The sequence below is a fragment of the Gordonia phosphorivorans genome (assembly GCF_042432625.1).
Taxonomy (GTDB): Bacteria; Actinomycetota; Actinomycetes; order Mycobacteriales; family Mycobacteriaceae; genus Gordonia; species Gordonia phosphorivorans.
The window spans coordinates 304,822-317,488 of record NZ_JBHLWV010000016.1 but is presented as its reverse complement, the minus strand read 5'-3'; the positions used below and the strand labels follow the sequence as shown (position 1 = coordinate 317,488).

General features: G+C 69.8%; 11 protein-coding genes and 1 pseudogene. 5 read left to right on the top strand and 7 right to left on the bottom strand.

Going from position 1 to position 12,667, the window contains the following annotated elements; all coding sequences use genetic code 11:
• Positions 1–18: 18 nt before the first annotated feature.
• Positions 19–813, bottom strand: a complete 795-nt coding sequence (locus ACFFJD_RS07600; RefSeq protein WP_382362729.1) for a site-2 protease family protein — start codon at positions 811–813, stop codon at positions 19–21.
• Complete coding sequence (locus ACFFJD_RS07595) at positions 810–1,442, bottom strand: hypothetical protein (protein WP_382362727.1); 633 nt, start codon at positions 1,440–1,442, stop codon at positions 810–812. The genes ACFFJD_RS07600 and ACFFJD_RS07595 overlap by 4 nt, the downstream gene beginning before the upstream one ends.
• Positions 1,443–1,505: 63 nt before the next feature.
• On the opposite strand from ACFFJD_RS07595, the gene ACFFJD_RS07590 reads away from it, so the two are divergent.
• The 3 genes from ACFFJD_RS07590 to purT are packed head-to-tail and all read left to right on the top strand — an operon-like array spanning position 1,506 to position 6,026.
• Positions 1,506–2,792 carry an adenylosuccinate synthase gene (locus ACFFJD_RS07590; protein ID WP_382362725.1) on the top strand — a complete coding sequence of 429 codons (1,287 nt, stop codon included), beginning with the start codon at positions 1,506–1,508 and terminating at the stop codon, positions 2,790–2,792.
• An 8-nt stretch (positions 2,793–2,800) separates the two neighbouring features.
• Positions 2,801–4,414 (top strand): adenylate/guanylate cyclase domain-containing protein, encoded by a 1,614-nt coding sequence (locus ACFFJD_RS07585; RefSeq protein WP_382362723.1) that lies wholly within the window; start codon positions 2,801–2,803, stop codon positions 4,412–4,414.
• 10 nt (positions 4,415–4,424) lie between these two features.
• Positions 4,425–6,026, top strand: a complete 1,602-nt coding sequence (gene purT, locus ACFFJD_RS07580) for a formate-dependent phosphoribosylglycinamide formyltransferase (RefSeq protein ID WP_382362721.1) — start codon at positions 4,425–4,427, stop codon at positions 6,024–6,026.
• A gap of 150 nt (positions 6,027–6,176) precedes the next feature.
• Here purT and ACFFJD_RS07575 read toward each other — a convergent pair.
• Positions 6,177–6,278 (bottom strand): annotated as a pseudogene (locus ACFFJD_RS07575) (hypothetical protein); the annotation flags it as partial.
• A gap of 435 nt (positions 6,279–6,713) precedes the next feature.
• Here ACFFJD_RS07575 and ACFFJD_RS07570 point away from each other — a divergent pair.
• Positions 6,714–7,421, top strand: coding sequence for a helix-turn-helix transcriptional regulator (locus ACFFJD_RS07570; protein ID WP_382362719.1), 708 nt, complete (start codon positions 6,714–6,716; stop codon positions 7,419–7,421).
• Here ACFFJD_RS07570 and ACFFJD_RS07565 read toward each other — a convergent pair.
• The 3 genes from ACFFJD_RS07565 to ACFFJD_RS07555 are packed head-to-tail and all read right to left on the bottom strand — an operon-like array spanning position 7,363 to position 10,270.
• Entirely contained in the window at positions 7,363–8,214 is an 852-nt protein-coding gene (locus ACFFJD_RS07565; RefSeq protein WP_382362717.1) for an ABC transporter ATP-binding protein, read from the bottom strand. The two genes, ACFFJD_RS07570 and ACFFJD_RS07565, sit on opposite strands and share 59 nt — an antisense overlap.
• Complete coding sequence (locus ACFFJD_RS07560; protein WP_382362715.1) at positions 8,211–9,275, bottom strand: FecCD family ABC transporter permease; 1,065 nt, start codon at positions 9,273–9,275, stop codon at positions 8,211–8,213. Before ACFFJD_RS07560 ends, ACFFJD_RS07565 begins: the two co-directional genes overlap by 4 nt.
• Entirely contained in the window at positions 9,272–10,270 is a 999-nt protein-coding gene (locus ACFFJD_RS07555) for a FecCD family ABC transporter permease (protein WP_382362713.1), read from the bottom strand. The genes ACFFJD_RS07560 and ACFFJD_RS07555 overlap by 4 nt, the downstream gene beginning before the upstream one ends.
• A 210-nt stretch (positions 10,271–10,480) precedes the next feature.
• Between ACFFJD_RS07555 and ACFFJD_RS07550 the strand changes: the two genes are divergently transcribed.
• The gene (locus ACFFJD_RS07550; RefSeq protein WP_382362711.1) at positions 10,481–11,020 is read left to right on the top strand and encodes a hypothetical protein; all 540 of its coding nucleotides are present in this window, start codon (positions 10,481–10,483) and stop codon (positions 11,018–11,020) included.
• 74 nt (positions 11,021–11,094) lie between these two features.
• On the opposite strand, the gene ACFFJD_RS07545 is transcribed toward ACFFJD_RS07550, so the two are convergent.
• Entirely contained in the window at positions 11,095–12,486 is a 1,392-nt protein-coding gene (locus ACFFJD_RS07545) for an FAD-dependent oxidoreductase (RefSeq protein ID WP_382362709.1), read from the bottom strand.
• Positions 12,487–12,667: the final 181 nt, after the last annotated feature.

Sequence of the window (12,667 nt, the reverse complement as noted above, 5' to 3'; positions counted from 1 at the left end):
ACGCGGGTGCGGGCGCGGTTACAGCGGCAGCGAGTTCCAGAACAGGAACAGGCGCCATCCCTCGGAGATCAGCCAGGTGGGCACGTCGAACAGGCCGATGATCGCGTAGATGACGTCGAAGAAGGCGCGGTTCAGGAACGGGATGAACAGCAGCGCGAAGACCAGCAGGAAGCCGTAGGGAGCGATCTTCGCGGCGCTCTGCCGCGTCTGCGATGAGAGGTACGGCTCGATCGCGCCGTAGCCGTCGAACCCGGGAATCGGGATCAGGTTGAGCACCGTCGCCGTGATCTGCAGGAACGCGAGCATGGTGAGGCCGGCGAGGAGGTTGCCGTATTCCTCCGACAGCGGGATCAGCCGCACCGCCAGCAGCAGCACGATGCCCAGGATCAGGTTGGTGGCCGGACCGGCGAGGCTGACCCGGGTGCGTTGCCCCTTGGTCATGCCGCCGGTGTGCAGGTACACGGCGCCGCCGGGAAAGCCGATGCCGCCGAGCACGATGATCAGCAGCGGCAGCCCCAACGACAGCGCCGGGTGGGTGTATCGGCGGGGGTCGAGGGTGAGGTAGCCGCGTAGTTCGGCCGACTGGTCGCCGTAGCGAAAAGCGGTGAACGCGTGCGCGAACTCGTGCAGGCACAGCGAGATCACCCAGCCGCCCAGGATCAGCAGCCACATGCCGCCGATCGAGGCGGCGGACCGTTCGATCCCGCTCTGCCAGAGCAGGACGCCGCCGGCGACGGTCGCGACCACCAGGCCGAGGAAGACCGGGCCGGGGCGGACCGCGCGCAGGGCGGTGAGTGTCGAGGTGCCGTTCACGGGCGGACCAGCTTCCAATTCAGGTGGTGACGGTAGAACGTGGACCGCTTCACCACGCGCTCGGTCCGGACGCCTTCGCGTTCGACGATGAGATTGGTGCCGCCGGTCTGGGCGGCGCGGCCGGTGAGCCAGCCGCCAGGGAGGCGCCGATCCAGGCGGGCCCGGACCCCGGGCAGCTCCGGCGTCGGCTCGATCACCACGCCGCGGACGTCGCCGTCGAACAGGCGCTCGGAATCGACGTAGGTCTCGCCGTGCAGTTTGGCGCCGTCGGCGCCGAGATGGCGTGCGCGGCCGACCAGGACCGTCGCCGCGTCGTCGCGAATCAGTGGAAGTTCTTGTGCCACACCGTTTTCGGCGAGCATCATGGCCGCGTCGCCATGCGGGAGGCCGTAGATCTTGGTGGCGCGAGTGGCCGTCGACGGCACGTACGCGATCTCCGCGTCGAGCCGTTCGTGACGCATCAGGACCCCGACCACCTGAGAGAGCGCGACGTCGGGCCGGACCTCGTTCGCGGCCGGAACGACGATGAGGCGAGTGACGGCGGGGTCGGTGAGTGCACCGGTCACGATGCGGGACAGGGCGGCTGCTTCGGCGCCCGCGGGCGGCGGGACGATCTGGATCGATACCACTCCAATAGGGTATCTGCGCCGTTCACCCAGTAGGGTTGTCCGCGAACAGGAGGAGCACCTGACATGGCTGCGATTGTGCTGATCGGCGCCCAATGGGGCGACGAGGGCAAGGGTAAGGCGACCGATCTACTGGGCGAGAAGCTGCAGTGGGTGGTGCGCTACCAGGGCGGAAACAACGCGGGACACACGGTCGTCCTGCCGAACGGGGAGACCTTCGCCCTCCACTTGATCCCCTCGGGAATCCTCACCCCGGGCGTGAACAACGTGATCGGCAACGGCGTGGTCATCGACCCGTCGGTGCTGCTGACCGAGTTGAAGGGGCTGGAGGATCGGGCCGTCGACACGTCCGGCCTGATGATCTCCGCCGACGCGCACCTGCTGATGCCGTACCACGTGGCCATCGACAAGGTCACCGAACGTTTCCTCGGCAACAGCAAGATCGGCACCACCGGTCGCGGTATCGGACCCTGCTATCAGGACAAGATCGCGCGCGTGGGTGTCCGAGTGGCCGACGTGCTCGACGAGAAGATCCTCACCCAGAAGGTCGAGGCCGCCCTGGAGTTCAAGAACCAGGTGCTCACCAAGATCTACAACCGCAAGGGGCTGGACCCGCAGCAGGTGGTGGACGAGACGCTGGAGCTGGCCGAGGGCTTCAAGCACCGCATCGCCAACACGCAGCTGCTGCTGAACGAGGCGCTCGAGCGCGGCGAGACCGTCCTGCTCGAAGGCAGTCAGGGCACGCTGCTCGACGTCGATCACGGCACCTACCCGTACGTGACCTCGTCCAACCCGACCGCGGGCGGCGCGGCCGTCGGCGCCGGCATCGGTCCCAACAAGATCGAGACCGTCCTGGGCATCCTCAAGGCGTACACCACCCGCGTCGGTGAGGGACCTTTCCCCACCGAGCTGTTCGACGAGTGGGGCGAATACCTGGCGGTCACCGGCGGCGAGGTGGGTGTCACCACCGGGCGCGCCCGTCGTTGCGGCTGGTTCGACGCGGTGATCGCGCGCTACGCCACCCGGATCAACGGCATCACCGACTACTTCCTGACCAAGCTCGACGTGCTGTCGGGGATCGCGGAGATCCCGATCTGCGTGGCCTACGACGTGGACGGGGAACGGCACGACGAGATGCCGATGACCCAGACCGGTTTCCACCACGCCAAGCCGATCTACGAGACCATGCCCGGCTGGACCGAGGACATCTCGGCGTGCCGCAGCTTCGAGGAGCTGCCCGCGAACGCGCAGGCCTACATCCTGCGTCTGGAGGAGCTGTCCGGCGCGTACATGTCGTGCATCGGTGTCGGCCCGGGACGCGATCAGACGATCGTGCGCCGCGAGCTGGTCTGACCCTTCCGGTGCCCGGCAGGTTCGCGACACCACGCCTGCGGGCACCCCGGATCAGCCGGGACTACGGCTCGATCCTGCTCGGCTCCGCCGACCAGGACACGCGCCGGGTCCGTATCCGGATTCAGGTGCTGCTCACCGCCGCCCTGATCTTCGCGAACCTGGTCGGCGTGGTGATCGCGGTGTCGCTGGGCGCGGTCGGGATCCCGGAGCCGTCGTTCCTGCGGCGAGACCTGCTCCTGATCAACGTGGTGGGGATTCCGGTCTACGCCGCGGTGGCGTTGCTCATCGGGGCCGCGGTCGGGACGGTGATCGTCACCCGCGGGCTGCGGTGGTCGATCAACGATCAGATCCCCACGCCCGTCGACGTGCGCCGCACCTTCGCCGCGCGCCGGCGGCTGATGTGGCTGCAGTTCGTGCTGTGGCTCGGCGCCGCGATCCTGTTCGGCTTCCTGTACGGCTCGGTCGACACCGAGCTGATCCCCAAGGCCGTGCTCATCACCGTGATGTGCGCTCTGGTGGTGGTGGCCATTGCGAACCTGCTGACCGATCTGCTGCTGCGGCCGGTGTCGGCCAAGATCCTGCAGGCCGGCCTGAGCTGGCGCGGCTCGTCGGTGCGCTCGCGCGCGTTGTCGGCCTGGCTGGTGGGCACCGGGGTGCCGCTGGTCGGGATCTTCCTGGTGGTCTTCTTCGCCGCCTTCTCGCCCGAGACGTCCAAGATGAACGTCTTCGTGGCGGTCACCGTGCTCGCCGGGGTGGCCGTGGGCGTCGGCATGCTGGTGATGGTGCTGTTCGCGTGGAGCGTGACCGGACCGATCCGCAGCGTCCGGGACGGGATGGTGCGGGTGCGCAGCGGTGAGGTGGACGCCGACCACGACCTCGTGGTCTACGACGCCTCCGAGCTCGGCGAACTGCAGTTCGGTTTCAACACCATGGTCGCGGACCTGCGGGAGCAGGAACGCATGCGGGACATCTTCAGTCGGCACGTGGGGCGCGACGTGGCCTCGGCGGCCCTGCGCACCGACCCGGAACTGGGCGGCGCCGAGCGCGTGGTGGCGGTGGTCTTCGTCGACGTCATCGGGTCGACGCAACTGGCCGCCCGGCGGTCGCCGACCGACGTGGTGGACCTGCTCAACCAGTTCTTCGCGGTGATCGTCGACGCCACCGAGCGCCACGACGGGCTGGTCAACAAGTTCGAGGGCGATGCGGTGCTGTCGATCTTCGGTGCGCCGGTGGAGATCGACGATCCGGCCGGCGCCGCCCTGCGGACGGCCCGCGAGGTGGCCCAACGGTTGCGCAGCGAGGTCCCGGACCTGCGGGCGGGGATCGGCGTGAGCTACGGCCCCGTGGTGGCCGGCAACGTCGGGGCCATCTCCCGCTTCGAGTACACGGTGATCGGCGACCCGGTGAACGAGGGCGCCCGCATCTCCGAGGCCGCCAAGGCGGACCCGCGGGTGCCGTGGGCCAGCGGCCGGGTGGTGGCCGCCGCCGAACCCGGCGAACGCACGCGATGGAAGGCGGTCGACGCCGTCGTCCTGCGCGGCCGCGACGAACCCACCGAGCTGTTCGTGCCCCGGCTGATCCCGAACACACCGTCGGGGGATCCGGCCGTCGATCCGCCGTAGACTGCGGGGCATGACGTCGCCTCAAGAATCCGACGCTCCTGCGCCCAGCGCGGACGCCGGTCCGTTCGGTCCCGCCGAAGTGTTCGGCACCCCGTGCTCGCCCAATGCGGTGAAAGTGATGCTGCTCGGCTCCGGTGAACTCGGCAAGGAAGTCACCATCGCGCTGCAGCGGCTCGGGGTGGAGGTGATCGCCGTCGATCGCTACGCGGGCGCGCCCGCCCACCAGGTGGCGCACGCCGCCGAAGTGATCGACATGATGGATCCCGTCGCGGTGCGCGCGGTGATCGACAAGCACCGCCCGCGCTATGTGCTCCCGGAGATCGAGGCCATCGCCACCGATGCGCTCGTCGAGGTGGAAGCGCAGGGGCTGGCCGAGATCATTCCGAGCGCCAAGGGCGTCTCGCTGACCCTGGACCGCGAAGGCATTCGGCGCATGGCCGACGAGGAGCTGGGGCTGCCGACGTCGGCGTACCTGTTCGCCGATTCCGCCGAGGAACTGCGGGCGGCCGCCTACCGGGTGGGCTACCCCTGCGTGGTGAAGCCGGTGATGTCGTCGTCGGGCAAGGGTCAGTCGGTGATGCGTAGCGACGCCGACGTCGACTCGGCCTGGGACATCGCGATGACCGGCGGGCGGGTGAGCTCCACGCGGGTCATCGTGGAGCGGTTCGTCGACTTCGATTACGAGGTGACGCTGCTGACGGTGCGTGCGGTGGATCCGGCGACCGGTGAACTCGCCACGTACTTCTGCGAGCCGATCGGCCACCGCCAGACCGACGGCGACTACGTGGAGAGCTGGCAGCCGCAGCCGATGAGCGAGATCGCCTACGGGGCGGCCCGCTCCATCGCGGCGCGGATCGCGGCGGCCATGGGTGCCGCCGATCAACGGTTCAGCGGGCGCGGCATCTTCGGCGTCGAACTGTTCATCAAGGGCGACGAGGTGTTCTTCTCCGAGGTCAGTCCTCGTCCGCACGACACCGGGCTGGTGACGCTGGCGACGCAGCGCCTCTCCGAATTCGAGCTGCACGCACGCGCGGTCCTGGGCCTGCCGGTGACCACCGAGCTGCTGTCCCCGGGCGCCTCGGCGGTGATCTACGGTCAGCACGACGAGCCCGCGATCCGGTTCGCCGGGGTGGCGCAGGCGCTCGCCGACCCGCAGGTGGACCTGCGGCTGTTCGGCAAGCCCGAGAGTTTCGCGAAGCGGCGCATGGGTGTCGCGGTGGCCACCGGCGCCGACATCGACCAGGCGCGTCGCCGGGCCTCCCGCGCGGCCGAGCTGGTGATCCCGCTGGCGGCCGACGATCCGGTGCCCGCCCCGTCGGCGGCCGCGCCGGTCCCGGAGGAGCAGACGGTCGTCGGGGCGCCGGTGCCGGACGCGGCGACGGCCCGCTATGCCGTCCAGCAGCCGCGGCCCACGGGGCCGCCGGCCGGTCGTCCCCAGGGCGGGGCTCCGATGCCGCCGCAGGCGGGTGGACGTCCGACCGGCCCTCCGTTCCCGCCGCCGCCGATGGGTGCGCGGCCGCCGCACGGGACCACCGGTCCCCAGCAGCCGCCGCGCGGTCCGGTCGGGCCCGGCGGTCCGCGTCCGGCAGGGCCTCCGCCGCCGCGTTCTTAGTCGGCGCGTTCTTAGTCGGCGCGTTCTTAGTCGGGGCGGCGGTGCTCGGCTACCAGTTCGCGGCGGAGCAGTTTGCCGGTCGGTAGCCGGGGGCAGTGCGGCCACGAAGTCCAGGGCGCGTGGGCACTTGTAGGTCGAGAGCCGATCGGTGAGGTAGGTCAGCAATCGGTCCTGCGTCGCCTCGTCGTCGGGCACCCCGGGACTCAGCTGGACGGCGCCGTGCACCACCTGACCGAGCTCGTCGTGGTCCACGCCGAAGACCGCGGCGTCGACCACGCCCGGATGGGTGATCAGGAGGTTCTCGGCCTCCTGCGGGTAGATGTTCACCCCGCCGCACAGAATGAGATCCGATCGCCGCTCCGACAGGTACAGATACCCGTCGTCGTCGAGGTAGCCGAGATCGCCGACCGTGGTCCACCCGCTGTCGTTTCGGGAGTCGGCGGTCTTGTCGGGATCGTGGAGATAGGTGAACTGCGGTCCGCCCGCCGACCAGATCTCGCCCACCGTCCCGGGGCGAACCGGGCGCCCGTCGCCGTCCAGGATGTGGGCCCGGCCCACCAGCGCCTTGCCCACCGATCCGGGATGGGCCAACCACTCCTCGGTGTCCAGCTCGGTGAACAGGTAGTGCTCGGTCGCCGAGTAGAACTCGCGGACGATCGGCCCGAGCCAGTTTTTACTTTGGAGACCATGTCCGATCTGATCAGCGCGGCATCGCTGAGCGAACTGCCGGAGATGCTGACCGAATTGGGAGCGGACGCCGACGACTTCCTCCGGCGCATGGGGATCGACCGTCGGGTGGTGGGCGCCCAGGATCGCTACGTGCCGTTCTCGACGTCGGCCGGAGCGGAGTTCCACCCCACCCGGGTGACCTTCGAGCACCCGCAGATCGCCGAGCGCGACGTGTACGTCAAGTACTTCGGCTGCCCGGTGGAGTTCGAGGCCGCGCGCAGCAGCATGGTGTTTCCCCGCGCGCTGATGGAACGTCGTCTCGGCCGGCGCGATCGGCTGGCGCACGATCTGGCGCTCCGGTTCATGGCCGGCACCGATCGGGAGACGGCGTTCGTCGATGCGGCCGCGGACATGATCAATCGCTCGATGCCGGTGGGCCGGGCGAACGTCGCTCAGGTCTCCGAGCTGCTGCTGGTGCACCCGCGCGCGCTGCAACGGCGGCTACAGGCGGCGGGCACGAGCTTCGAGGAACTCTTCGACCAGGTGCGACGCGACACCGCGGACGGGTTGCTGGCCAACCCCGATGTCCCGATGTCGACGGTGTCGCGCCAGCTGGGCTACTCCGAGCAGAGCTCGCTGACGCGGAGTTGCCGGCGATGGTTCGGGGTCACGCCGGGGCGGCGTCGCCATGCGCTGCTGACGAGGCGACTCGGGGACTGGGACTGACCGGGGCGCCGCCGCGCGTGCCGACGGGAACCACCATCGGGCCGCCGGAGACCGGATCGTCCACCACCAGCGCGGTCAGACCGAACGCCTCCCGGAGCAGTTCCGGAGTCAGGATCTCGCTGGGTGCACCCTGCGCGATGACCGCGCCGTCGGCCATCACCACGATCACGTCGCTGTAGCGCGCGGCGAGATTCAGGTCGTGCAGCACCATCACCACGGTCTTGCCGTGTCGGTGCTTGAGGTCGTGCACCAGATCCAGGACCTCCACCGAATGCGCGAGGTCGAGGTAGGTGGTCGGTTCGTCGAGCAGGAGCAGGTCGGTCTCCTGGGCCAGGGCGAGGGCGATCCAGACGCGTTGGCGTTGGCCGCCGGAGAGCGCTTCGATCGGCCGGTCGGCCAGTTCGGTGGTGTGCGTCAGTGCCATCGCGCTCTCCACCGCGGCGGCATCGTGGCTGCTCCACTGCCGGTACCAGGACTGATGCGGATGGCGGCCGCGTGCGACCAGATCGGCCACCCGCACGCCCTCCGGTGCCACCGGCTGCTGCGGGAGCAGCCCCAGGGTCTGGGCGACCCGCTTCGGCGGCAGGGAGCGGATGTCGACGCCTTCGAGGGTGACCGACCCGGTGCGCGCGGGCAGCAGTCGCGCCAGGGCGCGCAGCATCGTCGACTTCCCGCAGCCGTTGGGGCCGATGATGGTGGTGATCGCGCCGTCCGGCACGGCCAGGTCCTGATGTTCGACGATGAGGCGGCCGTCGTAGCCCACCGAGAGGTCCTCGGCCCGCAAGCGTGTCATGCGATCGCCTTTCTGGCGGTGGTGATCATCAGGTAGATGAGGAAGGGTCCGCCGACGGCTGCCGTCGCCACCCCGACGGGCAGGCCGGCCGGCAGGGCGGTGCGGGTGAGCACGTCGGCGCACAGCACGAGGGCCGCGCCGACGAGCCCGGAGGTGATCGGCGGGGGCGTGCCGGAGGCGGCCAGCCGCAGCGCGATCTGGGGTGCGAGCAGCCCGACGAAGGCGATCGGTCCGGCCGCCGAGACGGCCAGTGCCGCGACGATCACCGCCACCAGCAGGGTCGCGGCCATCATCGGTCCGACGCGCACGCCGAGACCGCGGGCGGTGTCCACGCCCAGTCCGAGGGTGCGCAGGTCGCGGGCGGCCAGCAGTGACCACGCGAGGCCGAGGGTCACGGCGAGCGCGGCCGCGGGCACCACCTGCCAGCTGCCGTAGGACACCGAACCGACGATCCACCGCTGCGCCCGGGCGGCGTCCCATTCCTGCGCGCGGGCCAGCAGGAAGCCGGTCAGCGCCTGCAACATGGCGGTCAGGCCCACCCCGATGAGGATCAGACGCAGCGTGCTCGCCCCGATGTCGCTGCCGCGCCGGAACGACAGCGCGTACATCCCGGCGGCCGCGGCCAGCCCGCCGAGCAACGCCGCCACCGGCACGCCGAGGTCGGCGGGCCAGAGGCCCGACGCGGCGCCGAGGGTGATCGCCGCGACGGCCCCGACGCTCGCGCCCGCGGTGATGCCGAGCAGGTCCGGGGTCGCGAGCGGGTTTCGGGTGATGAGCTGGGTCAAGGCGCCGGCCAGCCCCAGTCCGCAGCCCACCAGCCCGGCGATCAGCGCGCGGGGGAGCGCATCGTCGAGCACCACCACGTTCTCGGCGCGGGTACCGCCGCCCAGGAGGATGCGGGCGACGTCGACCGGCGTGGTGAAGCCGAGGGAGATGCTGACGAGAAGGGCCGCCGCCGCGGCGAGGGCGGCGCCCGCGCCCACCAGGAGGACGCGCTTGTTCACGATCCAGGTCGCGGGGCCGACGGTCATCGTCGGACGGTGCAGGTCGGGGGAGCTCATACGGCGGGCAACCTCCGGCGACGCACCATCAGGATCAGGGCGGGACCGCCGACGAGGGCGAGCATGACGCCCGCGGGCACCTCGCCGGGGCGCGCCACCACGCGGCCCAGCACGTCGCACCCGATCAGCAGAGCGGCGCCGATGAGCGCCGAGAAAGGCACCACCCACCGATAGTCGGGACCGGTGACGGCGCGGGCCAGGTGCGGCGCCACCAGGCCGAGGAACACGATCGGCCCGCACGCGGCGGTGGCCGCCCCGGCCAGCAGCGTGATCGTGGCCATGCCGGAGAGGCGGATCAGCCAGACCCGTCCGCCCAGCGCCGTCGCCATGTCGTCGCCCAGGCTCAGCAGGTTGAGGAACCAGCCGCCGGCCAGCGCCAGCACCAGGCCGGCGACGAGGAAGGGGAGCGCGGTGGTGAGGACATCGGTGCCGCGTCCGGCCAGCGCACCGACGTTCCAGGTGCGCCACACGTCCAGGGTGGCGCCGTCGCTGAGCACGATCGCCGACGTCACCGCCATGAGGAAGGCGGTCAGTCCGGTGCCGGCCAGCAGCAGGGTCAGCGGGGTGCCGCCGGACAGGTTGGCCAGCGCGAAGACCCCGATCGCGGCCAGCCCGGCGCCGAGGAGCGCGGCCACCGCGTTCGCCAGGGTGCCGGTGCTGCCGAAGACGAAGACGCCGATCACCACCGCGCAGGCGGCGCCCGCGTTGATGCCGAGCAGACCCGGGTCGGCGAGGGGGTTACGCGTGTGGCCCTGAGTCAAGGCTCCGGCGGACCCGAGCGCGAGGCCCGCCAGCAGGCCGAGGGCGGTGCGCGTGAGCCGGCCGTCGAGCAGGGTGAGCAGATCGGGGTCGACGCGATCGCGGTGGAGCAGACCGTCGACGACGGTGGAGTACGGCACGTCGTGCGGTCCCACCCCGGACCCCACAGCCAGCGAGACCACGCACAATGCGGCCAGCATCGCTGCGAGAAGCAGCGCCCCACCCGCCCTAGTCATGAAGGTAAAGCTTACCTAAGTAGTGGGCGGTGTGGTCGTCGGGGTGCTTGCGCTCCGTAACGTTTCACGGCACAGACTCCGATATGACCTTGTGAATAGGGTGAAGGCCCTGTTACGCAAGATGTGGGGCGTCGCGTTGGGGAACGCTGAGTTCGCATCGCTTGATGACTGACTATCCGAGTCCTACGGACTATACGAAAGGCCATGATCATGAAGAAGATTCTCACTCGCGCCGCCGTCGCGGTGACCGCAGCCGGTTCGATCGGCGCTGGCACCCTGATGGCCGCCGCGCCTGCCGAGGCCGCTGTGCCGAACCTCCGCGTCACCGGAGCAGTGACCTGCCAGTTCGGCATGCAGCCGGGCCAGCCGTGGACCAAGGGCATCTGGAACATGACGCGCGTCCTCCGCGTGACCGCGGAGAACGGCACCTTCAAGAACGTGACGCTGCAGGAAGTCAACGGTCCCCGGAAGTTCGCGCCCACCCTGTCCTCGACCGGCAAGGTCGGAGACAAGAAGGTTCCGCGCTCGCTCGAGATCAAGACCGTCTGGCCGGGCTGCTTCCCGTCGTCGATCGCTGGCTGGGCGATCTCCGACTACCAGGAGAACCTGCTCGACAACGCCGGCTTCTGGTGGAACCTGAAGGAGATCCCGCGCGGTGAGAAGCCGAACGCCGACGGTGGGGCCCAGGCACTGCTCTCCGGCGGCGGTGTCGACGACCCTCGTGCCCCGCAGATCCCCGGAGTCAACTGACACCGGTGATTCGCTGAACCGAGCCTAAAAACGGCCCGCCCCGAATGGGGCGGTCCGTTCTCGTAGAAAGACGGTCAGCTCTTGGCGACCTTGTGCGGCTCGGAGGCGGCCAGCATCTCGTGACGCTCGACGACCTTCTTTCGGTCGCGGCCCTCGGCGGCGCCGAGGCCCCGCTCGTACTCGTCGAGGCGGTTCCAGCCGTCCCACGTGGTGAACGGAATCTGTCGGCTCTCCAGCAGCGCGATCACGGCGTCCTCGCCGGGCGCGGTCGGGACGTTCAGGACGTCGTTGACCATGTCCTCCACCAGGCATTCGACCGTCTCGTTGGCGTCGCCCTTGGTGTGGCCGATCAGGCCGACGGGCCCGCGCTTGATCCACCCGGTGGTGTACATCCCGGCCAGGTGCGCGCCCTCGTCGAAGATCCGGCCGGCCTCGTTGGGGATCACGCCGGCCTGCGAGTCGAACGGGATCTCGGGCAGATTGTCCGAGAGGTAGCCCACGGCGCGGTACACGGCGCCGAGCTCCCAGTCGGTGGTCCGTCCGGTGCCCTTGACGTTGCCGGTGCCGTCGAGCTCGGTGCGTTCGGTCCGCAGACCCACCACCTTGCCGTCTTCGCCGAGAATCTCCACCGGGCTCTCGAAGAAGTGCAGGAACAGCTTGTGGATGGCGCCGGTCTTGGGCTCGTGAATGGCGTAGTTCTCGATGATCGTCGCGACCTGGTCGGTGATCTTCGAGGCGCGGCGCGCCACGGCCGAACCCTCGTCGTACTCGATGTCCTCGGGGTTCACCACCACCTCGATGTTCGGCGAGTGGTCGAGTTCCTTGAGTTCGAGCGGCGTGAACTTGGCCTGGGCGGGGCCGCGTCGACCGAAGACGTGCACTTCGACGGCCTTGTTGGCCTTGAGTCCCTGGTACACGTTGTCCGGGATCTCGGTGGGCAGCAGCTCGTCGCCGGTCTTGGCCAGCACGCGGGCCACGTCGAGGGCGACGTTGCCGACGCCGATCACGGCGACCTTCTCCGCCTCCAGCGGCCATTCGCGCGGGAAGTCCGGGTGGCCGTCGTACCAGGCGACGAACTCGGCGGCGCCGTAGCTGCCGTCCAGATCGACGCCCGGGATCTTGAGTTCCCGGTCGTCGGTGGCGCCGGTGGAGAAGACGACCGCGTCGTAGTGGGTCTTCAGGTCGGCCAGCGTGATGTCCGTGCCGTAGTCGATGTTGCCCAGCAGGCGCACCTGCGGCTTGTCGAGCACCTTGTGCAGGGCGGTGATGATGCCCTTGATGCGCGGATGGTCGGGCGCGACGCCGTAGCGGATCAGGCCGAACGGCGCGGGCATGCGCTCGTACAGGTCGATGCTGACCCCGCGTGCCGCGGCCGTCTCCGACTTCATCAGGGCGTCGGCACAGTAGATGCCGGCGGGGCCGGCTCCGACGATCGCTACGCGCAGCGGGCGGCTGTTGTCACTCATTGGTCAGTCGCTTCCTCAGCTGAAAGAACGTGTGGTACTTCCACGGTATGCGCTGGTGAGTCAGCACCAAAATTTCCACTGAGGCTGCCCTCACTAATACCGAAACTGCGGCAAACCCTTGACTTCGCGATCCGCGCTGCGCTATTGGGCGGCACGCGACGGCGGCGTCTATGACCACCGG